Here is a 24503-nt window from a genome sequence, read left to right as displayed (position 1 = left end):
GTACGGAGGGTCAATTATGAGGATTTTTGAGAGTACAAGGGATAAAAAATGTCAGGCGTCTGCTTCTTTAGCAATCCTAAATGGACTTGCTGAAGACGGCGGCTTATATATGCTTCGTGATTTGAGTGAGTTAAAAATCGATTTGAATTCAATTCTGGATTTAGATTATTATCAATTGGCGGAACTGATTTTAGGGAAGCTATTAGATGATTATACAGCTGAGGAGATACATCATTGTGTGCATGCGGCATATGAGGGTAAATTTTCAGCGGATGATATTACTCCATTAGTAAAAGTGGGTGATGTTCATCTTTTGGAGCTGTTTCATGGCCCTACTTCCGCTTTTAAAGATGTGGCCTTATCGATTCTGCCGCATTTGGTGACTACTGCGCTTGAAAAACATGGTGTTGATGATGAAATCATTATTCTGACAGCGACCAGCGGTGATACTGGGAAAGCGGCTTTAGCGGGATTTAAGGATGTCAAGAATACAAAAATCATGGTTTTTTATCCGGAAGAGGGAGTTAGCGCGGTGCAGAAGCGCCAGATGGAGACACAAACCGGTAATAATGTATGCGTGGCTTCAATTAAGGGTAATTTTGATGACGCGCAAAGCAGTGTTAAACAGATTTTTACCAATCATGAATTGGCTGCGAGAATGAAACAGAATCATCAGCAATTCTCAAGTGCAAACTCAATTAATGTAGGCCGTTTAATGCCGCAGGTTGTTTATTATTTTAAAGCCTATGCAGATTTAGTAAAACGCGGTGAAATTAAACTTTATGAAGCGGTTAATTTTGCGGTGCCGACAGGAAATTTTGGTAACATACTGGCTGGTTATCTTGCTAAGCAGATGGGCTTGCCGGTCGCTAAATTTATCTGTGCTTCTAATGAAAATAATATTCTTACTGATTTTATGAATACTGGAATCTACGATCGTAATCGTGCATTTAAAAAGACATTGTCACCATCAATGGATATCTTAATTTCAAGTAATTTGGAACGTTATCTATACATGCTGTGCGGGTATGACAATGAGCAGGTAAGATTATGGATGAATGAATTACAAGAAAAAGGCAGCTATTCAATCGGCAAAGAGCTGCTTGAAAAGTTACAGAGTGAGTTTTGGGCTGACTGTGCGGATAATGCTAAGACAAAGGAAATCATCAAGCAGTGCTATGAAGCGAATCATTATGTGTTAGATACTCATACTGCGGTTGCTTATGCGGCTGCGATGAAGTTTGCGAATCAGCAGATTAATAATCAGAAAACTGTTGTCTTATCAACAGCTTCACCTTATAAATTTGTCGGCAGTGTCTATGAAGCACTTACTGGCAAACAGGAAGCCGATGAATTTTCATTAATGCAAAAACTGGCTGATTTATGTGGTGTGGCAATTCCTTTAAACCTGGCAAAGCTTAACGAACTGCCGATTCGTCATGAAAATCATTTAGCGAAAGAAGCAATTCAATCCTTTGTGGAAAAGAAATTGGGTGAAAAGCAATGGTAAGAATTAAAGTGCCGGCTACGACAGCCAATATCGGACCGGGTTTTGATTCTCTAGGCTGCGCGTTAAGTTTATATGCAGTGATTGACTTTGAAGAAACAGACGCGGGCTTGTTGATTGATGGCTGTGAACCGGCTTATCAGAATGAAGAAAATCTGATGGTTGCGGCTTATGATTTAACGATGAAAAGATTAAATATGCAGCGTAAAGGTCTGCATATCCGCTTTCATTCCGATATACCAATCAGCCGTGGTCTTGGCAGCAGTGCGGCATTGCTTGTGGCAGGCAGTATGGCGGCCAATGTTTTGCATGGCAATACTCTTGATAAGGGTGAAATATTGGATATCTGCAATCAGATTGAAGGGCATCCTGATAATGTGGCACCGGCCATTTATGGGGGACTTACAGCTTCTTTGGTGGAAGCAGATAAACCATACAGCGTTCGTTATCCAATAAATGAGCAAGCTTGTTTCTGTGTGCTGATTCCAAATTTTCAGACATCAACGCATGAAGCACGGAAAATTTTGCCAGCACAGGTTGATTTCAAAGATGCGGTATATAATGTTTCCCGAACAGCTGTCCTATGCCGCGCGCTTGAGACATGGGATGAAGAATTACTGACTATTGCACTTAATGACCGTCTGCATCAACCCTATCGCTCACAGCTGATTCATGAATATGATAAAATTCGTCAAATCTGTCTGAAACATGGAGCGGCTGCTTTTTTCATCAGTGGATCAGGACCTACGTGCATCGCATTATCAAAACATGCGGATTTTTCAAAGCGGCTTGCGGAGGATCTAAAGCAATGCCGGCATTTATGGCAGGCTATTGATTTAAAAGCAGATCTAAAAGGTGTTGAAAGTGAGGAAATCTAAGTATGCTGGAAAATTTTTTAATTGTTAATAAAGAGATTCTGCCAGATTATTACGAGAAGGTTGTGGAAGCAAGAAATATGATCAATGAGGGCAGGGTTAAAGGAATCAGTGAAGCTGTTAAACAGGTAGGTATTTCACGCAGCACTTATTATAAATATAAGGATTATATTTTTGCGCCCGGGGAAAATACAAGCGGCCGAAAAGCTGTAATTTCACTGATGCTGAATCATGAAAAGGGAATTTTATCAGAAGTGCTGAATCAGTTGTCAAACATGAATGCAAATATTTTGACGATTACTCAGAGTCTGCCAATCAATCGCAAGGCAAGTGTCGTATTATCTTTAGATATCTCGGATATCGCTGCCTCGATTGAAGAAATCATCGCCGCTTTAGCCGCAATCCATGGGGTGAGCAATGCCAAGCTTGTTTCCATTGAATAATCTGCAAGCCGTTATCTTTGACTGCGACGGCGTACTGTTTGACACTGAATCTGTTTATCTGCAAAAGAAAGAAGCATTTCTTAAAGAGAATGGTATCATTCCCACTGATGATGAATTGGCAAGCATGATTGGTTTTGCCTTCCCGCAAGCTTTAAAGCTGTGTTATCCTGATTTAAAAAATAGTGATGAGCTGGCAAAGGCATACTATGCACAGTGTCATTATGAATTAATTGACTATAAACAAATATTTGATACTGATATCCTTAAGGTACTGCCGGTTTTAAAAGCTAAAGGTTTAAAGATTGGCTGTGCTTCTAACAGCAACACGCAAAGGCTTCGTAAAGCTTTAGATGAAAATGGTATTTTGAACTATTTTGATGCTGTAATCAGCATGGAAATGGTATCTAAGGGTAAGCCTGATCCGGCGGTTTACCAGCTGGCACTTAAAGAATTAGATGTTGATGCGCAGAAATGTTTAGCACTTGAAGATTCTGCGGCAGGTATTAAAGCGGCAAAACGTGCGGGCTGTGTTGTGGCGGCCAAAAAACATCCAAGATTTAAAATTGATCAAAGTGAAAGTGATGTTGTAATTGACGGCTTATGTGAAATCATGAATCTGATTGTATAAAAATAAATAAGGACTGAAGGCAGCATATTTACATACTGTTTCAGTCCTTTTGCTTAGCTTATTATAAGAATTAAAATATCAATAATTTACTCAATGACATCATCAAAGTTCTTCAGTTCAGGATGGACATGGAAATCAAAAGTAGCTTCTTCAAAATAATCCATCGTTTCCCCTTGCTTTGTAGTTATATATCCCTGATATGTGAAAGTCACTTTGCTGTTATCGATTACGGCAGACAATTTCACATCCGTTGGCGCCATACAATCATAATAAAGTTCATCAAAAATCTCATGATCCCAGTCAACATAAGCGTTTAGATTGTCCATAAATGAAGCGGGTAACGGCCATTGTTCATTATAAGACATCATCATACGGGATACATCAAAATTATAATTCTCTTCTATATCCATTCGAAAGCGCTGAAAGGTTATTTCAGGTTTAAAAGAATTGAATATATTATAGGCAAGAACTACAAGAAAAAACACTATGATCAATCCGCACAGTGAAAAACCGAGTTTCCTCTTCATATTAAATCTCCCCCCTCAATATACAGAAATAAACTAAGTTCATTAGTCCTTTTAATCGTAAACTTTATCAAAATTCTTCATTTCCGGTACTTTGATAAAATCAAAAGTGGCTTCTTCAAAATAATCCATCGTTTCCCCTTGTTTTGTGGTTACATATCCCTGATATGTGAAAGTCACTTTGCCCTGATTGATTGCGGCAGATAATTTCACATCCGTTGGCGTCATGTAATTATAATAAAGGTCATCAAAAATATCATTGCTCCACTCAAGATAATTAATTTCATTTTCCGCAAATGTTGCCGGCACTGGCCGCTGCTCGTCGTAAGCCATTATCAAATTTGCTGCTTCAAAATTATAATTTTCCTCTATATTCACCCGAAAACGCTGGAAAATGATTACCGGTTTAAAAGCAATAAAATTATCATATATAAGAAACAGCGATAAAAGAACCGCAATTAAACCGCATAATGCGTATCCCACTTTCCTTTTCATACTGATTTCCCCCTCTTTTATCTGCATTATAGCGAATAATTATCATAATGTCCATGCTTGCTGATTCGTTCTTGAGAAGTTATTAATCATAAATTGAAAAGAGGACTGATAAGATCAATTGCTGATTCTTACAGTCCTTCTATCATTTAGTATGTTCTAATAAATTCATCAAATTATCATATGTTTGCTTATGCAATAATTCTGTCGTATTTTTCTCTTTTGTCACAAAATCAACGACACCTTCATAGAAATCACGCAGATCCTGCTTATTATTCGGCATAATCGCGATTAGAAAAATAATCTGGACAGATTTAGAATTCCATATAATTGGCTTCTTTAAGATGCCTGTTGCGATAAATGTAGAATTAGTAACCGCGCAATTGGGATGCGGAATAGCCACTAAGTTGTTAAGCTCAGTAGAGGCAAACTCCTCACGTTCTAAGACTAATTGATAAAAATTATCTGGGATGCTGACATGATCAGAAACCTTTTGAATCAGAATCTGCAAAGCTTCTTCTTTATTTTGGGCATCGATATCCGTAAAAAATAGCTTTTCATCCATTAAATCACGGATATGCAGTTTAGCTGTTCCTGCTTTCAAGCAGCTCTCAATTAAATTAAAATCTTTTTCTTCCAATAAATTGTTAATTTGACGGATAGGTAATGGATATTCTTTATGAATCGGCACGGTTGAGAAGATAAAATCAAAGCTTTCAAGATTCATTTGATCCAATCGATGTGCTTCAATGATTCTAATTACATTAATACGGTCACCAAATTTCTTTTGAATCTGATAAGCCAATAATTGTGAAGTCGCTCTGCCGGTACTGCAAACGATAAGAATATTACTGGGGGCAACTTCTTCACGCTTACGTTCCAACGCAAGAATAAAATGCAGCGCAAAGAAACTAATCTCATCCTCAGTGATTTTAACCTTCAATCGCTCGCAGACAGCGCTTAGCCCAATTGAAGCAAGTTCATAAGCAAAGCTGTATTTTTCTTTTATATCATTGATAATCGGATTATGTACCATCATCTGATTGCGTACCCGTTCTAAAAAAGGAATCATGTGCAGCATCAAATTCATTTTCAAATCAATATCATTATAAAAATCCATTCGTGTCTGATCAAAAATAGAGCGCAGAATTACGTTTACAAGTATTGTTACTTCCTCATTTACTTCCACATCAAACTCATTTGTATCGCTTTCAAAATGCTTTTTGCCAATGAGATGCTGGGTCAGATAACAAATTTCTGAAATCGGCAAGGTAATGCCAAATGTATGTTCAATGGCGTCTTTTAACGCAAGAGCAATTGAGTATTCCCCTTTAGCCTCCATTTTTTGCTGCGTTTCACTTGTTAATTGTATGATATTGCTTGTTTTTATTCGTTCTACCGCAATCAGTAAATGAATGGCAAGGCTTTGCAAAGCAATGTCTGACATATGAATGTTTTTCTGAACAAGAACTTTAGTAATGACATTATTAATCATCACCTGATAAGCATCATTAGGATTGCTGGTTGTATCATCATTCCTTTTCTTCATGTAATACTCAGCCATGCAGATTCGCCGGTCACGTTCATTCCCTTGAATTTTGATACCATAATTAGGCTTATTTACTATTTTCAAATGATAATTATCAAGCAATGAGCGCAGATTTTTTAAATCAATACTCAACCGTGAGGTAGAAATGAATAAATCATCAGCGATGTCGGAAACCTTAACATAATCGCTGTTATAGAGTAATAAGTTTAAGAGATAGTCCAGGCGTTCTTCAGGAGAATTTGGTATTTTCTGTGAACTGCGTTCTTTTTCGAGAAAAGTATGAAATTTCTCTTCATCATCGATACGAATTAAATTTCCTAACCCCGGTTTCATAATGATTGTAGCTCCATGCTGTTCACACTGATCTTTAAGATCAGCAAGATAGCGGCGAATCGATTTGCTTGATACGCCGCATGTCAGCGCCAAATGTTCACTGGTAAGCGGAACATCACTGGCTAGTAGTTCTTTCATAATGATTTTCTGATTTTTATTCATTGTATCACCTGTCTTATTCTCACCCATATTTAGTATAAGTGAAAACGAATGTGATGAACAGAATGAAATTGTCCACAGCAATGTGGAACTTTTTAATTAAGCCGTTTTGTCCACAAACATATGGTCAAAGGCATGAACGACATTTGCTGTGAAATCTTTTATAACTAAAGTGCGGTTGGAAAGAGAGGGGTGAATGTGAAAACCAAAAGTCATAAGTTGTTCTTCCGCATAATGTTCTTTGTTATTGGGTTGATGTTATTTGCATTTGGAATCGCGGTGACGATTGTTGCTGATTTTGGTGTCAGTGCATGGGATGCGGTAAGTGTAGGTCTGTATGAACATTTTCATTTATCGATAGGTACTTGGATGAATGTTACCTCGCTGCTTTTAATTCTGTTAGGCGGATGGCTTCGGCATGAGCGTCCAAAGTTATCCTGTATGATTACTTCATTTGTGATGAGCGGTTTTGTGGATTTCTTTGTCTGGCTGATGAATGGTGTATCTATTTCGCCTTGGATTGGCAAGCTGACACTATTTTTAGTAGGTGTAATAATTATCAGTATTGGCTGCGGAACGTATTTAGTAGGTGATTTTGCACCTTGTCCCATTGATTATTTTATGGTTGCTTTAAGAGATAAGTTTCAGACAAATATCCGTACAGCAATGACCCTCTGTGAGGGCAGCGGCTTCATATTGGCTTTTCTTGTGTCAGGTCCCATTGGTTTAGGGACACTGCTGAGTGTATTCATCTATGGCCCATTGATTCAATATTTCCACCAGCATGCAAAAGAGCTGCATCAAAGTCTGCTTTATAGATTTCCGTAAGTTGTCCACAATGCTGTGGACATTTGATAGGATGACATGTTTAATGGACAATGGTATAACGATAGTGCAAGGGACATTAGTCAAAAGGAGAACAACATTATGAACATTTTATTAGTTTGCGCATGTGGAGCATCCACAACAATTGTCGTTGAAGCAATGAAAGAAAATTTACATGAGGATGAAAAAGATTGGTTTATTGAAGCAAAATCAGTACAGGAAGTGAAGGATTGCATCGGCAAATATGATGCGATTCTAGTCGCACCGCAGATTCGTTATCAGAAGAAGATGCTTGAGAAACTGGCAGCGCCTTATGAAATCAAGATTGCTGACATTGATCCTAGTGCATATGGCACATGCAATGGCAAGAAAATCATGGATGCAGTTAGAAAATTATAAAATAATTTTGCGAAAGGGGTAGTATTATGCAAAAATTCTTTGATTGGTTAGAAGAAAAATTAATGCCTTTAGCCAATTTCTTTGGATCACAACGTCATCTGCTTGCTATGCGTGATGGCATCGTTTCAGCAATTCCGCTTACAATCATCGGCAGTATCTTTCTGATTCTGGCATGTCCGCCGGTTTCACCGGATAATTTAACCGGTATCGGCATTCTTGATAATTTACTTTTAGGCTGGTATCACTGGGCAAATGCAAATTCTGCATATTTATTGGCGCCATTTAATGCGACAATGGGTATCATGTCACTCTTTATCTGCTTTGCGGCAGCTTATTCACTTGCCAAGAGCTATGATAAAAAAGCCATTAACTATTCACTCAGTTCAGTAGCTATTTATATTCTTGTTTGTTCACCGGTAACAGACGGTGCTATCTTAACCAGTGCTTTTGAAAGTAAGGGGATTTTGCTTTCAATCATTGTTGCCTTATTGAGTGTAGAAATTATGAAATTCGTTGAGAACCGTGGCTGGACGATCCATATGCCAAAAGGTGTACCGCCAGTCGTAGCGAACTCTTTCGCAGCCTTATTCCCATTTGGTTTAGCGATGATCGTACTTTATGGCGTATCACTGATTTGTCAGCTAACGACCGGTCAGTTGATTCCTGATTTATTCTTCAGCATGTTTGAAAACGTAAAGGCAAGTGTTGATAATCTATTCATGGTTAGTACATTAACTGCTTTTGAGAATTTATTGTTTGGTTTTGGTGTACATCCTACGACGGTTGTAGGCCCGATTCTTGACCCATTAGAGCTGATCAACGCGACAGCGAATGCGGAATTATATGCACAGGGCTTAGCACCAACACATATCTATACCGGTCCGTTCTGGTCATTCTATACAGCGTTAGGCGGCGGTGCAACACTGGCATTGGCATTCCTGTTATTACGCAGTAAATCAAAGCAAATGAAAGAGGTAGGACGTATCGCAATTATTCCGTCTCTATTTAATATTAATGAACCATTAATTTTCGGTTTGCCGATTTTCTTAAATCCGATTATGATTATCCCATTCATGATTGTTCCGACGGTAAATACAATCTTAGGCTGGCTGCTGACCGCTTCTGGTATTATTAAAATGGCAGTTATAAACGCGCCATGGACAGCACCTGCACCAATTGGTGCGATGATTTCCACCCTTGATTGGAAAGCGGCTGTCTTTGTCTTAGCACTTATTGTTGTTGATGCTTTTATTTATTATCCATTTGTAAAGATGTACGAAAAAACAAAGCTTCAGGAAGAAGTTGAAGAAGCACAAATTGAAGAAGAGGTGAATGTATGACCAAATCCAGTGAAACAGCATTTGCATTAATTGCGAAGGCGGGTGAGGCTCGCAGTTATTCTTTTGAGGCATTAGATAAAGCCAAGGAAGGTGACTTTGAAGCCGCTGCAGCTTTGCTTGAAAAGGCAGAAGAATTATTGAATGATGCTCATCAGGTGCAGTTTCAAATCTTATCACAGGAAACCTCTGGTACCTGTGAAGTAGAATTGAGCTTCATTATGGTTCATGCTCAGGATCATTTAATGACAGCGATTCTGGCAAAGGAATTAATTAGTGAACAAATTGAAATGAAAAAAGAAATTACAGCTTTAAAAGCAGAAAAACAGGAGGGCTAAATGAAACAGGCAGCACAAGGTTTCCCTAAAGATTTTTTATGGGGCGGCGCAATTGCCGCTAATCAGGCAGAAGGCGCTTTTCTGGAAGGCGGTAAAGGCTGGTGTGTAGCAGATATTCTTAAAGTACAGGATAAAGGTGATTTGAAAAAGAAATCAAATAAGGAAACAACAATTAAAGACATTGAGTTTGCATTGCAGGATCAGAATGGTTATTATCCTAAACGTTATGGTATTGATTTCTATCACACTTATAAAGAGGATTTAAAGCTGCTTGCGGAAACCGGCATGAAAACTTTCAGAACTTCTATCAATTGGGCACGTATCTATCCAAATGGTGATGATGAAATGCCGAATGAGGAAGGTTTACAGTTTTATGAGGATTTGATTGATGAAATTATTAAAAATGGCATGGAACCGTTAATTACCCTTTCTCATTATGAAATGCCGCTTCATCTGGCAGTTGAATATAATGGCTGGTATAATCGTAAAACAATCGATTTCTTTGTGAAATATTGCGAGACTTGTTTCAGAAGGTATAAGGATAAGGTGAAATATTGGATTCTTGTTAATCAGATTAATCTAATTCATCATGAGTCTTTTAATCATCTGGGTATACCGGCTGATCGGGTAGAGAATCTGTTGGAAGCTAAATATCAGGGTATTCATAATGAATGTACAGCTTGTGCGATAGCAACAAAAATAGGTCATGAAATCAATCCGGATTTCCAGCTGGGCATGATGGTATATGATGGCTTGAGTGAACCGCTGACTTGTAAACCGGAAGATGTATTAGCGAATATGCTGAGAAATCAGCGTGAGTATTTCTTTAGTGATTTGTTGCTGAGAGGTACATACCCGGGGTATATGATTCGCTTTTTCAACGATCATCATTTGAATATTGACATCCGTCCAGAAGATGAGCAGGTATTGCGTGAAAACACCGCGGATTTCTTGGCAATCTCTTATTATTATACAATCTGCGCGTCAGCAGAAAGTACAAACATTGATGATATTAATGATGACGGCGCACTGATGAACCCGCATATTGATGCGAGTGAATGGGGCTGGGGGATTGATCCGCTCGGTTTGCGCACGGTGCTGAATACTTATTATGATCGTTATCAGAAACCAATTATTATTGCTGAAAATGGTTATGGAACTTTCGATACAATCAGTGAAGATGGAAAGATTCATGATGAAAAAAGAATTTCCTATCTGCGTCAGCATGTGGAACAAATGAAGGAAGCAATTAAAGACGGTGTAGAGGTTATCGGTTATTATCCATGGGGACCTATCGATATCGTCAGCTGTTCATCCTCTGAGATGAGTAAACGTTATGGCTTTATTTATGTTGATCAGGATGATTATGGACAGGGAAGCAAAAAAAGAATGAAGAAGGATAGCTTTTATTGGTATCAGCGTGTGATTGCCAGCAATGGTGAAGAATTATAAAAATAAGGCGGATGTGCATCATGCATATCCCCTTTTTGGGAGGTATTGATGATTAAACTAATTGTATCTGATTTAGATGGTACCTTACTGCGCAGTGATTTTAGTTTATCGATAAAAAATATAGAGGCAATTAAAAAAATTAAGCAGCGGGGAATTTGCTTTATACCTGCCAGCGGCCGTGATTATGCAAATATTCAATGTATCTTTGAACCCTATGGGATAAAATGCCCGGCAATTGAAATAAATGGGGCTCAGGCACGTGATGATGCGGGCAATATTTTATTTTCGCTGCCGATAAGCAGTCCGCAGAGCAGGGCTTGCATCAAAATCATTAAGGATTTTGATTTGACTATTCAGCTTTTCACAGACAAGGGAAGCTTTGCTTATGAAAATAGTATCTCTTTGCAGCAAGATATGGAAGCGGTCATTTCCAGAAATATGGGACAGCCAGCTGATGTTGAGCTGCTGCCTGTAATTACAGCGTCAGAACTTAATGAATTTACTATTTTGAAGATGGAGCTTATGAGCTTGGATGAGACGAAGCTGTATCAGTGTCAATCAGCGCTCAAGGCAAATTCTGATTTGCTTTTGACTTCCAGTGTCAGAGGAAATTTAGAAATAACCCATAAGGACGCGAATAAAGGGACTGCTTTAGATTTTATCTTAGAACGCTTAAAGCTTCGCAAAGAGGAGGTAATTATTTTTGGTGACAGCATGAATGATGCCTCTTTGTTTGAATGTTTTCCTAATACTGTGGCTGTAAAAAATGCCCATCCTTATATTCTAGGACTCGCTAAAGCAGTATGTGAAGCATGTGAGGAAGATGGTGTTGGAAAATGGCTGGCGGCAAATTTATGTTTGTAAATCGCAGGCATATTTTGCTACTGGCTGTTGGCAATTTGCTGCTTGCGATGGCCAGCAGCTGGTTCTTGCTGCCATCACATGTGATCGGCGGCGGCGTGAATGGCATTGCGGTTATACTGGAAAAGGTTTTTAATCTTGAACCTATGATGGTCATTAATATCCTGATAATAGCTTGTTTTTTATTGGGGGTATTATTTTTAGGACGTGAGTTTGCAGTCAAAACTGCTGCCAGTACGCTGTTGTATCCACTCTTCCTGCAACTCATTGCGTTTATTTCATTGCCTGTTTTGCCGCAGTTGGCCGCAAGCATTATCGGCGGTCTTTTAACCGGCTTTGGTATTGGCTTAATCATGCGTTCTGGCGGCAGCAGCGGGGGAATGGACGTACCGCCTTTGATTCTGCATAAATATTTTAATCTGCCGGTGTCTGTATTGGTATTTATCTGTGATTCCTTTATTGTTTTTGGCGGTTTAATAGTATACGGATGGCTGCCTGTACTTATCGGCTTAGTTTCTGTGGCCGCATGCAGTAAGGCGCTCAACTTTGCTTTGCAGCGTCCATAGGCATAGTTTAGCGATATATTAAATATTTTGTAATCTGCACACTCATTTTTGTATCCGTGAGTGTGCTTTTATAATTTGTAGGCGCTGAGATCAGAGTGATAATAGTCCTGCTTTTGCTTCTCATAAGGTATAAAATTTGATAAAATAAATATGAAGAAAATATCTACTACGTGTATCTATCTTTCAATCTCTTCCCTTGCATATATCGATTAAAGCAAGGGGTAACACCCTGTCAGCGAAGAGGTTTACATAATTAACTTGGTACCACTTGATGCCTTGATGGTATCAAAAAGAAAATCGCGCAGTTGAGAAATTGGCTCACGTTACTAGCTTGCACATTAATTCTAATAATTCGAAGGAGGTTAATCATGAAACTTAAAAAATTCATGCTGTCAGCACTCATTCTTGTTTTCGCAGTTGGCTGTGTTAATCATAGCGGGCAATCTGCAAGCGGACTTGATGAAACATATTATCCTTCTGTCTATGATGAGCTGCTTGAACTGGATCGCATTGACCGTGTTGAAGGCTTTATACTAGGCAGGGACCCTGATTATGATGAAAAGAAAATATTTACTGAGCCAAAAGAAGTTAAGCAGTTTATTGATGTTTTGAAATCTATGAGCATTAAAAGCAAGGCGGATGACGGTGAATGGGGACCTGGCGGCTCAAGTAGCTATGAGTTTTACGCTGACGATGAGCTGCTGCTGAGCTTGAGTTTTATCGATGTATCTTCAAAAACCATCCTTATTGAAACTGCTGATACCCAAAATGCTGCATATACAGTGAAATATGATAGTCAAATAAGCTTATATGATTTATATGAAGCATCGGTTTCACCCGCTGTTCTGATTGATATTAAGGGCAGCCCTGTTGAGGAATAGAGCTGTTGATAAATCACATATCATTTTGCATCTGCTAGGATTATATGCTTTGTAGTTTTTAATAATAGATGTTAGAATGGATAAGAAATGGAGTGTGATTTATGATTGACGCGAATACAATACTAAAAAGTGTTAATTTTATCATGGTTTTCGCAGAAGGACTGTTATCTTTCTTTTCACCCTGTGTACTGCCTCTTCTGCCTTTATATATCGGATATCTAAGTGGTACGGCAAATGCTGAGGAAAGTAATAAAAAAAGCACCTTTCGGGTGCTGCTTTTCACAATAGCTTTTATTCTTGGCATCTTCTTAGCTTTATTCTTAATGAATATATCAATTACCGTACTGGCTTCTTTCTTTACGAAATATCAGCAAGTATTCACGATTCTGGGCGGTGCAGTCATCTTGCTGCTTGGACTTCATCAATTGGGAGTATTTAAACTGCCGGCATTGCAGCGCAATCTGTCACTGAATTTTAACCCAAACGGTAAGGCAATGAGCTTTTCAGTAGCCTTTATCATGGGCTTTACCTTCAGCTTTGCATGGACACCGTGCATCGGGCCAGCCTTATCTTCAATTCTGATTCTGGCATCTAATTCAAGCAGCCTGTTGATCAGTAATCTTTTAGTGCTTACCTATGCGCTTGGTTTGACACTGCCATTCTTATTGGCTGGTATTTTTACTAATCAGGTTTTGCGTTATTTCGCGAAGTTTAAAAAGTTCATGAACATCACAGTAAAAATTGGCGCGGTACTCTTAATCATTATGGGTGCCTTGATGATCAGCGGTCAGATGAAAACCGTAAATACAAACTTTAATGCCCCTTCAATCAGCGGCAATCAGAATGCTGGCAATACTGGCGGTGATGCTGATCCGAAAGAAGAAATCATCCCGGCTCCTGATTTTGAATTAACGGATCTAGCTGGTGAAACATTAAAAATCAGCGATTTTAAAGGAAAAGTGGTTTTCCTTAATTTCTGGGGTACATGGTGTCCGCCATGCCAGGGAGAACTGCCGCATATTCAAAGTCTTTCTGAAAAATATAAAGACAGTGAAGATGTCGTAATCTTAACCATAGTCGGATATGATACGCGTGAAAAGGATGAAGACGGTATCCGTGCCTATATGGAAGAGAATGGCTATACATTCAGAGCAGCTTTTGACAGTGAAGGACTGGCTGGTTATCTGTATGGCATTAATTCTTTCCCGACAACTTTTATGATTGATCGTGATTCGAATGTCTTTGGTTATGTAAAGGGGGCGCTGGATCAATCAATGATGGAAGAAATCATTGATATGACCTTAAGCGGTGAACGGCGTTAATTAGCTGTTGCTTTTGTCAATTGGCTGGCGAAGAAATAATTGACAGAATTTTTGTTTATTAAATGGATAAAGCGGATAGAGATAACTCGTTTCTGTAATCGTATCTGTCTTAGCGATAATGATCAGCATCAAAATGATTCCTAAAAGCAATCCCCAAACATCAAGGAAAGCGATGAGAATCAAAAACAACAGCCGGAACAGCTTAAAGGTATAGCCTAATTCATAGCTTGGCTGTGTGAAATTCGCGATGGATACGAAGGCCATATAAAGCAGGACTTCCGGCACAAACCAGTGCGCCTTAACCGCAAAGTCACCAAGGATCAATGCTCCGACAACACTGAAAGAACCATTCAAAGCACTGGGGGTATTCAGCGAAGCAAGCTTAATGGCGTCTATGATAAATTCCACAATCAGCAATTGAAGAATAATAGGAACGGAGTTCATTTCCTCAATCTGCACAAAACTGATCCAATCCGGAAATAGGGTTGGATTTTTTACTGCCAGATACCAAAGCGGGGTAAGAAACAAAGTCAGCAGAAACACAACCATCCGTACGATTCTTAAATAGGAACCAACTAATGGCGGGAAGTAATAATCGTTGGTATCCTGTATGAAATCAAAGAAGGAAGTGGGCAGGATCATCACTGCCGGGGTGTTATCCACAATTAAAATAACTTTGCCCTCCATGATATTGGCACTGGCTGCATCCGGTCTTTCAGTGTATCGGAACCGTGGGAAAGGGTTCCACCAGTGTTTTTTAATCAGACATTCCGCAAGACTTTCCTGTGACAGTGTCAGTGAGGGGATTTCTACGGCTTTCAGCTTCTTTTCAATCATTGAAACCATTGCGGGATCAGCCTTATCTGAAAGGTAGCACATTACCACATCGGTATGTGATTTTTGTCCGATCTGCATAATTTTCATCGTTAAATGCGGATCACGGATACGCCTTCTCAGCAAGGCGGTATTAAATACTAATGTTTCCACGAAGCCATCGCGGCTGCCGCGCAGGACACGCTCATCCTCTGGTTCGCTGATAGAGCGGTTTGGATAAGTTCTGGCATCAATGGCAATGGCCTGATCATAACCCTCCAATAGCAGCATGATCGTACCGGATAAAACCTGTGTTACGATAGCTTCAATTTCTTTTTCAAGCGTTACTTCCACATAGGGGATGAACTGCTGTTCAAAGGCTATGAGCTGCGGCGGTAAATCCTCAGGTTTAAGCTTCATGACAAATTCCATGATTTTTTCTAAAATTTCATCCTTCGCAAAGCCATCAATGAAAAAGAGACAGGCTGATTTGCTGCCAATCTGAATTTTGCGGGAAACGATATCAAAGCTGGCCGAAACACGCAGCGCTCGCTGCATCAGGTTTAGATTTTCTTGATAGTTATTACATAATTGTTTAACCGACATAGTATTCCTCCATGCATTTATTATCGGCTAAACATGAACTTTTAAACATAAGAAAAGAGCATCGCCTAAGCTTTGCTCTTAGTAAATAAACGTCGGTAATTCGCAAGCATCGCCTCACTCAGCACATCGGCATCAAGCCCCTTTACTTCACAAGCTTTTGCGAAGGTAAATTGAACATAGTAGGGTTCATTCTGCTTGCCGCGGTGGGGATGCGGTGTCATGTAGGGACAGTCAGTTTCCACAAAGATGCGTTCAAGCGGCACATAATCACAGACCGTTAAGGCTTCATTGGCATTTTTAAAGGTTAAAGGGCCGGCAAATGAGATATAGAAACCCATTTTTAAAAGTATCTTCGTGGTTTCAAGACTGCCGGAATAGCAATGCATCACACCCTTTACTGGATGCTGTTTGAAGATTTCAAGCGTATCAGCGGTTGCGTCGCGCATATGTACGAGAATTGGCAGATCCAGTTCATTCGCTAATTCAATTTGTTTAATAAACAGCTGCTTCTGCTGATCCTTATTATCCTGCCGCCAATGATAATCCAAACCGATTTCACCTAAGGCTACCATTTTTGGATGTGCCAATATCTGTTTTAATTGTGCAATATCCTGATCACTGATATCATCCGCATTCTCAGGATGAAAGCCAAAAGCACAATCATACAGATCCTCTTTTTCTGCCAGCTCAATGGCGCGTTTGGCCTCTTCAAAGCTGGTACAAACTACTAGTATTTTAATCAACCCAGCTTCTTTTGCCCGCTGAGTAATAGTATCTATTTGATTAAATAATTCATCACATGTGACATGTGCGTGTGTATCGATAATTTTCATGTTATTTCCCCAAACAGAAGTTTGAAAACAGAGTGTCTAGCAAATCATCTCTGGATACTTCTCCTAATATTTCTTTTAAGCTTGTATATGCATCTTGAAGATCAATCGTTACTAAATCAAGCTCCATGCCGCAATTCATCGCCGTGATTGCCTGATTCATTGACTGCAGGGCACGGTTCATTAAAGCAATCTGCCGTTCATTATTTAAGGCAGGTTCCTCAACAGCAATCAGATGCTTCTCAAAGAGCCGTTCAATTTCTTGAATCAGCGGTTTTAACTCATTAGTTTTAGCACTGATAGCGACGCCTTCACTTACAGGTGCGATATCGGTTTTATTATAGACGAGAATCCGGGTTTTATTTTCTGTCAGCTTTAGTAATTCCTCATCTTGTTCATCCAGCGGCCTTGACGCGTCAAGCACCATCAATACAAGCTGAGCATTCTCAATAGCCTGCAGTGAGCGGTCAATACCAATTTTCTCAACGACATCTTCAGTTTCACGGATGCCGGCAGTATCAATCAGGTTTAAAGCAACATGACCCAGCTGAATCGTTCCTTCCACTAAGTCCCGTGTCGTACCGGCAATATCGGTGACAATCGCTTTCTCTTCCTCAAGCAAGGCGTTGAGCAGGCTTGATTTACCGACATTCGGTTTGCCGATGATCGCGGTTTTAATGCCTTCTTTAAGCATCTGACTGCTTTCACTTTTCACAAGAATCGCTTTAATTTTTGCTGACCATGCTTTTGCCATCGGCAATATTTTCTCATCGGTAAGCTGTTCTACATCATCATATTCAGGATAATCAATATTTACTTCAATATTGGCGATTATGTCAAGAAGATCACTGATTAGCGGGTCAAGCAGTTTGCGGATACTTCCCTTTACACCCTTGATTGCGGTTTTCAGATTCGTATTGTTTTTCGCATTGATTAAATCATTGATTGCTTCAGCTTGGGTTAAATCAATCCGTCCGTTTAAAAAGGCACGTTGAGTAAACTCTCCCGGCTGAGCAAGTCTGGCACCAGAACTAAGCAGCAATGACAACACCTTGCGGGTCACAAAACGCCCGCCATGGCAGTTGATCTCTACTACATCCTCACGGGTAAAGGTTTTCGGTGCTTTAAATACACTGACTAAAACCTCATCCACAGCCTCATGAGTATTTGGATCATAGATTGTACCATAGGTTATAGTATGACTTTCCTTTTGCGTTAAATCAGCTGAAAATAACTGATTAGCTATATCAATGGCATCGTCACCGCTTAAACGCACGATTGAAATCGCTCCGTCCTGATTGGCGGTTGAGATTGCCGCAATCGTATCTTTCAACATAGAATCACCTCGTTCATCTATTTTACCATGTTTCCCTTAAAACATCATAAGAAAACACTGAAGAAATTTGTGCTATAATGATGAAGTGGAAAAAAGAGAGGTCATGAATATGGATTATGTACAATTAGCAAAGAAAATAGAAACTATTGCCCGCAATGCCGGATTAAAGATTACCAGTGCTGTCAGCAAGGAAATTATGGAAAAAGGCGGCTCAGCGGATATTGTTACCAATATGGATCTGGCATCACAGCGTTATATTATGAGTGAGTGCGCGAAATTAATTCCAGAATCAACTTTTATTGCGGAGGAGGATAATGTCAGAAATATCAGTGACGGTTATACATGGGTGATTGATCCAATTGATGGGACAACCAATTATGCTTATGAATATAAGCATTCCTGTATTTCAATTGCCTTGCTGCATCAAAAACGTGGGGTAATCGGAGTTGTTTATAATCCCTATCTGAATGAGGCCTTTGTCGGTGTTAATGGTGAAGGCAGCCGATTGAATGAACAGCCTATTCATTTGAGTCAGAATAAATTAAGAGATGCATTAGTGCTGATTGGTACATCGCCTTATCATAAAGAAAAGGCTGATATGACATTTGATCTGGCTAAACGAATCTTTCTGAATTGCCGGGATATCCGCCGTTCTGGTTCAGCAGCTATGGATCTGTGCTATGTGGCTTCCGGCCGTGTTGATGCTTATTATGAGGAAAGCCTGTCACCGTGGGATTTTGCGGCTGGTGAAGTCATTCTGCGCAATGCCGGCGGCAAGCTTCATGTTCTTGAACCGGAAACCTTTAATTATGATCATCCAATCGGATTAGTGGCCGCTAATCAGGAATGCTTTGAGGATATGGTAAAGCTTATTGAGGAAGGACGACATGAATAAGCTTTGGGGTCATTTCTCCACTATCACAGCACATAAAATAAAGGTGGGTCAGCTATGCTTTCGCTGCGGTTTGTATAAACAGGGCTTGCTTCATGACTTATCAAAGTATTCATGGGTAGAAATTTCAGCAGGTGTGAAGTATTTTCAAGGCAATCGTTCACCGATTGAAAAGGAGAAAGAAACAATTGGTTATTCATTAGGCTGGCTGCATCACAAAGGACGCAACAAGCATCATTGGGAATACTGGGTTGATATGGGCAAAGACGGCATGCAGGGAACCGCGATGCCGGTTAACTATGTTGTGGAAATGTTCTGTGATCGGGTAACAGCAACTAAGATTTATCAAAAAGATAAATATACAGATCAAGCTCCTTATGAGTATTATCTGCGCGGACGGCATCGTTATATGATGCATCCCGATACTCATCAGCTGCTTGAAACAATGCTTAAAATGCTGGCTGATACAGATCTTGATACGACAATACAATATATAAGGAAAGAAATCTTAAAAAATCAATGAGGTGACAACATGAAGCAGGTAGCCGCGGCTATCATTTATAATAATAAAAATGAAATTTTAATCTGTCAGCGTCAAGCGGGCGGCAGCTGCTCAGAGCTGTGGGAATTTCCCGGCGGTAAGCTAGAAGCCGGTGAATCATTAGAAGCTTGTGCAGTCAGAGAATGCAAAGAGGAATTAAATGCTGATATTAAAATCCTTGAGCTGTATGAAGAAAGCACTTATGTCTATCCGGAAAATGAGATTCACTTCGCTTTCTATAAGGCAATGCTGATGAATGATGAGCTGCATATGAATGTTCATCAGCGTATAGCATGGGTATCACCGAGTCAGATTGATGAATATCCGTTCTGCCCCGCGGATATTGAAATGATACAGCGTATAAAAAAAGAAGCTGAGCAATTTATTAAATAGTATAAAGTCCACAATCTAATGAAGGTGGACTTTTTAATTTATATGGTTGGAGAAGATGCTGAAAAGTAAAGGAACCCTTCTGATTTCTTTCTTATTGTTCTAATAAAAGTTCGACATGAAAGGTATAAAATTCGTCATAACAGGCAGAATACATGCATAGAATAGAGGTTGAAAGCGAAAAAAAGCAAAAAAAATAACAAAAATTATTCAATTGACAATAAAACTGTAAATTTCACAAGATAAATTACAAAAAGTGGGGTTTTATGACAAAATCAATGTTAGTAAACCGCTTTAATTAGGAACTTTGTGAAATGCTTGTGAAAAATGAGATGGCAATTTTCTCATAAAAAGTGGGAATAAAGCTAAAAAAGGCAAGTGAAAAAGCATAAAAATTGGACAAGATAAATAATCTGTGTTATACTTTTCAAGCTTTCGTGAAAAAGGAGGAAATTATGAATTTAAAACGAATTTTTTTCGGATTGTTCATGACGGTTTTCACATTATGTGGTTGTGTAAGTACGGTCAAGCTTGATGCCGGCAATCAGTTGGTATTAAGAACAAAGACTGAAATAGATGCACCTGATGAATTTCAGGTCGAAGTGGAAACAGTGGTTACAACTTCAGATTCATTGCCGGCAATGGTCTATGCTGATTATGACGGCGGTGAAGGAATCGACTGGATTGCCTCTTATGTAGAGGGAATTCCAGAGACAACTTATGAAGACTTTTTTGTAACCCGCAATGAAGAAGGAGAAATTATCTCCAAGACACCGGTACTTGGCTCTAAGCGAGTAGAAGATGCGGTGGCGCCGATGATGAAGTTTGGCGGCAGCGTGACTGTTGGCTCTGAATTTTATCCAAGAATGACTAGCTATGGTGTTGACTGCGTAGGCTGCGGCGGTGCAGAAAGCGGTTATTCTGGAACAGCTGGCGGTGCTTCAGTAGGGAAGCACAGTGTATTGCAGCCTAATGGTGAATGGAGCGAAGGCATTACTTACGGCGGTTACTATATTGTAGCGGCTGATCCAAGTATTCCATTCTGTTCAATTCTGACGATTTATGATCATGGATACAGCGGTGAGGGATTAACCCCGGGCGTACCTTTTCAGGCAATTGTCATGGATCGCGGCGGCGCTATCCGCGGTGCTAAGCTTGATTTATTTATCGGCAGCGAATCTGAACACAATATGTCAATTAATTATGCTTTGAACAATCCTAAAGTGATTATTGAACGCGTAGGCGGCCGGTCAGGTCCAAGATCCTGCGCGGTATAGACGAAGTCTTAATGACTTCGTTTTTTTCTTTTATAGATATTTTTAATGAATTGCCATCTTCTTTACAGTTAATGCTCATGCAGTTCAAAATAGCATATCCTTGCGTGAATAAAAGGAATGTGTCATAATTTTTATATGATAAACAGGCAGAAGAAATTCTTAAGAGAAATTATCGCAAGTTATTTTGGCGCTAGTGATAAAGAGCTGTGTTCTCAGGGAGGTATAAGTGAGAAAACACTGAAAAGTGATTTACAAATGATTCAAAATGCACTCAAAAAATATCAATTATCACTTTGCGAAAAGGATGGCAGAATTAGTATTCCTTTTGAGAAAAAAGAGGATTTTTTAAATGCGTATGAAGAAATTATTCGTGAAGATGAAGGACAAACATTAGGCAGTGAAGCAGAGGAACGTAAAATATTTATTCTTTCTTATCTATGCCGTACAAGCGGCTATATTTCAATGAATATGCTGGCCGATAAAATGTATGTATCCAAGTCAAGCATTTCTGGTATTGTCCATGAATTAGAGAAAGAAATTCCACTCATAGTACCCATGGCTTCCATTTCCATTTCTTCACGTAAGGGAATGCGGCTTAATGCTGATGAAAAAGCAATCAGAGAACTGCTTGTAAGGACTTTTGTGAAAGGTGAGGGACAAGCAACGGAGAACCGCCATCTTTTGAATTATCTCGAAAAGGAGTATCAGCAAAAATTATATGACGTACAGGAAATAATAAATGCTTTTTTGTATGAACATCATTTTGTGTTATCCAATGAGAATATCACAAAATTAATTGTTCATATTATGATCATAATACAAAGAACAAACCATGGCTGTTACTTAGAACCAACGCATATCAAAGACGACGCTATTTTTAAAGATGTTGCCGATGCACTAAAGAAAGTCGATATCAACATATCTTATAAGGAATTGTCATCATTGCCGCTTACCTCATTGAATCGAGCGGTAATTGAAAACCCATTGGCATATACGATTGTCAGTCAATTCATTGAATGGGCCAATAATGAATACCATGAAGAGCTTCTGCGTCTTGATGAAGCAGATTCTTTAATTGCTCATTTAGATGAATTATTAAAAAAAGGCTTCCGCGGAACCCATTTAAACGATTTCACATTTGATCAGATGCTGCAGCGTTTACTTAGTGCATACATGCTTTGCGGCAAGCTGTGTGAATTAATTACTGCTTATACTCAAATAAAACCTGATAATGAAAATCGTGTTTATATGGCAATGCACGTACAAGGGTTGTACCGCAAACATGTTGTAATCCGTGAAGATATGCTTCTATATGAAAGTAATATATCGCAATGCAACATGATTAAAACTGATTTAGAAAAACATTTTGGTTCAAAAGCAACCATTACACCTATTCATGTTCGATGGGATATAGAAAAACGCTTGACAGAAAAGAATTATGCTTTGATTTTAGGCACTAAAAGTATTCTTGGCTCTTTTGGTAATGTACCTTTTTTAAAGATACATCCATTTATCAATAATCAAGACTATGAAGCAATTAACCGCATTGTATATAAAAACCGTCCTGTGAAAATCTTTTGCGGTGACTATTTAGAAGCTGAAGAGATGATTCAAATTCATGGTGTAAAAATTGCGATGAATCGGGAAATCATTTGTATCAATGATTGTTACTTAATGACCTCACTCAATGATGAGATAGAAACTATGGTTGTGGAAACAAACTGGCATGGCCATCGTTTTTTCTTATTTAATTATAATTCAAAAGACAGTTTTCTGTATTATCATCGTATGATTAATGGGTTTGGGCAGATGATGAAGGAACAGAAAATTTAATTGTTCACTAAATTTCCAGATTTGAAGAAATTCATGTTCTTGTTCGATTTAATGAATCCTTTTATTATATAGCTGCAAGGTAAATTCTTGACTAAATATAAGGAGGATTAAAAATGAATTTTAAAGAAACAGCACCTAAAATTATTGAGTATTTAGGTGGTAAAGAAAACATCAAAACACATACGCATTGTATGACTCGTCTGCGTTTTGTATTAAATGATGATGCGAAAGCTGATGAGGAAGCATTAAAAGCTTTAAAAGGTGTTAAGGGGATTGTTAAGCAAGGCGGTATGTTTCAAGTAATTATTGGTGTAGAAGTGGAACAATTATATAATGAAATACTTCCATTGCTGCCTGATGCTGAGGCTGCGCCTGTGGTAGAGGATTTAAACGCTGATGATAAAAAAGAAAGTAAAATGAATCAGATCTTTGCGTTTATCAGCGGCTGTATTACACCAACACTGCCTGTATTAATAGGTTCAGGACTCATCAGTGCCATTTTGGCATTATTGTTGAATTTCAATGTATTAACAAATGAATCTTCTACTTATATACTGCTGAATGCGCTGGCTAATGCAGCTTATTCATATCTGCCGGTAATGGTTGCTTTTGCAGGCGCCAGAAGATTAAAAACCAATGAATATGTGGCTGCTTTCATCATGCTGGCACTTTGTTCAGCGGCTGTGACCGGCGTTGAGGGTCTGTCAATTTTTGGCATCCCATTAATGAGTGTAAAGTATACGTCTAATATTGTTCCGGCACTATTAATGGTACCAGTAATGTCAGTGTTAGATAAAGCAATTCTTAAAGTTACACCCAATGCGATCAAATCGATTATTCGTCCGTTTGCATTAGCTATGATCATGTTCCCAATCACATTGTTGGTTTTAGGACCGATTGGTACGATTGTCGGTTCTGCTCTTGCTCAATTCTGTATTTGGGTAACAAGCTTCGGCGGTCTTTCAATGGCAATTTTATCAGCTTTACACCCATTGCTGGTTATGGTTGGTATGCATACAATTATTACTCCACTTATTGTAAATGAAATCACTGCTGTTGGTTCTTCATTACTTTTCTCAAAGGCATTAGCTGCCAATCTGGCAATAGCTGGAGCTGCTTTGGCTGTTGGCATTAAGGCGAAGAAGGCTGAAAATAAGGAAGTAGGTATTTCTACAGGAATTACCGCATTGCTTTCTGTTACAGAGCCAGCACTATATGGTGTTTTGATCCGTATGAAAAAACCGCTCATTTCAGCAATCATCGCTTCCGCAATTACAGGTGTCTTTATTGGTATCTTTGATATCCGTGCCTATGCGACAGCTTCCTGTTCATTCCTGACATTGCCGATTTTCATGGGTGGTTCAATGAGCAATTTCTATCTTGCCTGTGCAGCAGCGGTAATGGCAACCGTTTTAGGCTTTGTTATTACGTGGATCATCGGTTTTGATGAGGATTAGTAACATAGAACTATAGAATCAGGTGGGAAGAAACTCT

25 protein-coding genes are annotated in these 24503 nt (G+C 39.1%); 19 read left to right on the top strand and 6 right to left on the bottom strand.

Annotated elements, in window-relative coordinates; translation table 11 throughout:
- Positions 1-16: 16 nt before the first annotated feature.
- From thrC to DAHG_RS13270, 4 genes are read left to right on the top strand one after another with little or no spacing between them, the layout of a single operon-like run.
- Positions 17-1510: a threonine synthase gene (gene thrC, locus DAHG_RS13285; protein WP_022938841.1), complete on the top strand. Its 1494-nt coding sequence runs from the start codon at positions 17-19 to the stop codon at positions 1508-1510.
- Positions 1504-2385, top strand: coding sequence for a homoserine kinase (thrB, locus tag DAHG_RS13280; RefSeq protein ID WP_022938840.1), 882 nt, complete (start codon positions 1504-1506; stop codon positions 2383-2385). The genes thrC and thrB overlap by 7 nt, the downstream gene beginning before the upstream one ends.
- A gap of 2 nt (positions 2386-2387) precedes the next feature.
- Entirely contained in the window at positions 2388-2825 is a 438-nt protein-coding gene (locus DAHG_RS13275; RefSeq protein WP_022938839.1) for an ACT domain-containing protein, read from the top strand.
- Positions 2800-3453, top strand: coding sequence for an HAD family hydrolase (locus DAHG_RS13270; RefSeq protein WP_022938838.1), 654 nt, complete (start codon positions 2800-2802; stop codon positions 3451-3453). The genes DAHG_RS13275 and DAHG_RS13270 overlap by 26 nt, the downstream gene beginning before the upstream one ends.
- A gap of 86 nt (positions 3454-3539) precedes the next feature.
- Here the strand turns inward: DAHG_RS13270 and DAHG_RS13265 are convergent, their stop codons facing one another.
- The 3 genes from DAHG_RS13265 to DAHG_RS13255 form a co-directional block, all read right to left on the bottom strand.
- Complete coding sequence (locus DAHG_RS13265; RefSeq protein ID WP_022938837.1) at positions 3540-3980, bottom strand: hypothetical protein; 441 nt, start codon at positions 3978-3980, stop codon at positions 3540-3542.
- A 51-nt stretch (positions 3981-4031) separates the two neighbouring features.
- Positions 4032-4472, bottom strand: a complete 441-nt coding sequence (locus DAHG_RS13260) for a hypothetical protein (protein ID WP_022938836.1) — start codon at positions 4470-4472, stop codon at positions 4032-4034.
- Positions 4473-4614: 142 nt separating this feature from the next.
- Positions 4615-6513, bottom strand: a complete 1899-nt coding sequence (locus tag DAHG_RS13255; protein ID WP_022938835.1) for a BglG family transcription antiterminator — start codon at positions 6511-6513, stop codon at positions 4615-4617.
- Between the two features lie 195 nt (positions 6514-6708).
- Between DAHG_RS13255 and DAHG_RS13250 the strand changes: the two genes are divergently transcribed.
- The 9 genes from DAHG_RS13250 (at position 6709) to DAHG_RS13210 (ending at position 14491) form a co-directional block, all read left to right on the top strand.
- Positions 6709-7338 (top strand): YczE/YyaS/YitT family protein, encoded by a 630-nt coding sequence (locus tag DAHG_RS13250; protein ID WP_022938834.1) that lies wholly within the window; start codon positions 6709-6711, stop codon positions 7336-7338.
- A gap of 99 nt (positions 7339-7437) precedes the next feature.
- A complete protein-coding gene (locus DAHG_RS13245; RefSeq protein ID WP_022938833.1) occupies positions 7438-7734 on the top strand; it encodes a PTS sugar transporter subunit IIB in 297 nt (98 codons plus the stop codon).
- 26 nt (positions 7735-7760) lie between these two features.
- On the top strand, positions 7761-9074 hold the full coding sequence (locus tag DAHG_RS13240; RefSeq protein WP_022938832.1) for a PTS sugar transporter subunit IIC: 1314 nt from the start codon (positions 7761-7763) through the stop codon (positions 9072-9074).
- Positions 9071-9409 (top strand): PTS lactose/cellobiose transporter subunit IIA, encoded by a 339-nt coding sequence (locus DAHG_RS13235; protein ID WP_022938831.1) that lies wholly within the window; start codon positions 9071-9073, stop codon positions 9407-9409. The genes DAHG_RS13240 and DAHG_RS13235 overlap by 4 nt, the downstream gene beginning before the upstream one ends.
- Positions 9410-10861, top strand: a complete 1452-nt coding sequence (locus tag DAHG_RS13230; protein WP_022938830.1) for a family 1 glycosylhydrolase — start codon at positions 9410-9412, stop codon at positions 10859-10861.
- Between the two features lie 48 nt (positions 10862-10909).
- Complete coding sequence (locus DAHG_RS13225; RefSeq protein ID WP_022938829.1) at positions 10910-11725, top strand: Cof-type HAD-IIB family hydrolase; 816 nt, start codon at positions 10910-10912, stop codon at positions 11723-11725.
- Positions 11716-12288 carry a YitT family protein gene (locus DAHG_RS19645; protein ID WP_161650541.1) on the top strand — a complete coding sequence of 191 codons (573 nt, stop codon included), beginning with the start codon at positions 11716-11718 and terminating at the stop codon, positions 12286-12288. Before DAHG_RS13225 ends, DAHG_RS19645 begins: the two co-directional genes overlap by 10 nt.
- A gap of 368 nt (positions 12289-12656) precedes the next feature.
- Positions 12657-13169, top strand: coding sequence for a hypothetical protein (locus DAHG_RS13215; RefSeq protein WP_022938827.1), 513 nt, complete (start codon positions 12657-12659; stop codon positions 13167-13169).
- A 101-nt stretch (positions 13170-13270) separates the two neighbouring features.
- Positions 13271-14491 (top strand): cytochrome c biogenesis protein/redoxin, encoded by a 1221-nt coding sequence (locus DAHG_RS13210; RefSeq protein WP_022938826.1) that lies wholly within the window; start codon positions 13271-13273, stop codon positions 14489-14491.
- Here the strand turns inward: DAHG_RS13210 and DAHG_RS13205 are convergent, their stop codons facing one another.
- The 3 genes from DAHG_RS13205 to mnmE all read right to left on the bottom strand — a co-directional run bounded on the left by DAHG_RS13205 (position 14492) and on the right by mnmE (position 18076).
- A complete protein-coding gene (locus DAHG_RS13205; RefSeq protein ID WP_022938825.1) occupies positions 14492-15910 on the bottom strand; it encodes a spore germination protein in 1419 nt (472 codons plus the stop codon).
- A gap of 65 nt (positions 15911-15975) precedes the next feature.
- Complete coding sequence (locus tag DAHG_RS13200) at positions 15976-16743, bottom strand: TatD family hydrolase (protein ID WP_022938824.1); 768 nt, start codon at positions 16741-16743, stop codon at positions 15976-15978.
- Between the two features lies 1 nt (position 16744).
- Positions 16745-18076, bottom strand: coding sequence for a tRNA uridine-5-carboxymethylaminomethyl(34) synthesis GTPase MnmE (gene mnmE, locus DAHG_RS13195; RefSeq protein ID WP_022938823.1), 1332 nt, complete (start codon positions 18074-18076; stop codon positions 16745-16747).
- Between the two features lie 109 nt (positions 18077-18185).
- On the opposite strand from mnmE, the gene DAHG_RS13190 reads away from it, so the two are divergent.
- The 6 genes from DAHG_RS13190 (at position 18186) to DAHG_RS13165 (ending at position 24466) form a co-directional block, all read left to right on the top strand.
- Complete coding sequence (locus DAHG_RS13190) at positions 18186-18971, top strand: inositol monophosphatase family protein (protein ID WP_022938822.1); 786 nt, start codon at positions 18186-18188, stop codon at positions 18969-18971.
- Entirely contained in the window at positions 18964-19491 is a 528-nt protein-coding gene (locus DAHG_RS13185; RefSeq protein WP_022938821.1) for a DUF5662 family protein, read from the top strand. Before DAHG_RS13190 ends, DAHG_RS13185 begins: the two co-directional genes overlap by 8 nt.
- A gap of 9 nt (positions 19492-19500) precedes the next feature.
- Complete coding sequence (gene mutT, locus DAHG_RS13180; protein WP_022938820.1) at positions 19501-19902, top strand: 8-oxo-dGTP diphosphatase MutT; 402 nt, start codon at positions 19501-19503, stop codon at positions 19900-19902.
- 452 nt (positions 19903-20354) lie between these two features.
- Positions 20355-21176: a 3D domain-containing protein gene (locus DAHG_RS19640; protein WP_022938819.1), complete on the top strand. Its 822-nt coding sequence runs from the start codon at positions 20355-20357 to the stop codon at positions 21174-21176.
- 135 nt (positions 21177-21311) lie between these two features.
- Entirely contained in the window at positions 21312-23009 is a 1698-nt protein-coding gene (locus DAHG_RS13170; RefSeq protein WP_146211887.1) for a BglG family transcription antiterminator, read from the top strand.
- 113 nt (positions 23010-23122) lie between these two features.
- Positions 23123-24466 (top strand): PTS transporter subunit EIIC, encoded by a 1344-nt coding sequence (locus DAHG_RS13165; protein ID WP_022938817.1) that lies wholly within the window; start codon positions 23123-23125, stop codon positions 24464-24466.
- The last annotated feature ends 37 nt before the right edge of the window (positions 24467-24503 follow it).

Source organism: Dielma fastidiosa (assembly GCF_000313565.1).
In the GTDB taxonomy this organism is placed as follows: Bacteria; Bacillota_I; Bacilli_A; order Erysipelotrichales; family Erysipelotrichaceae; genus Dielma; species Dielma fastidiosa.
Note: the sequence above shows the minus strand (reverse complement) of the source record. Positions and strands in the feature narration are given on the sequence as shown.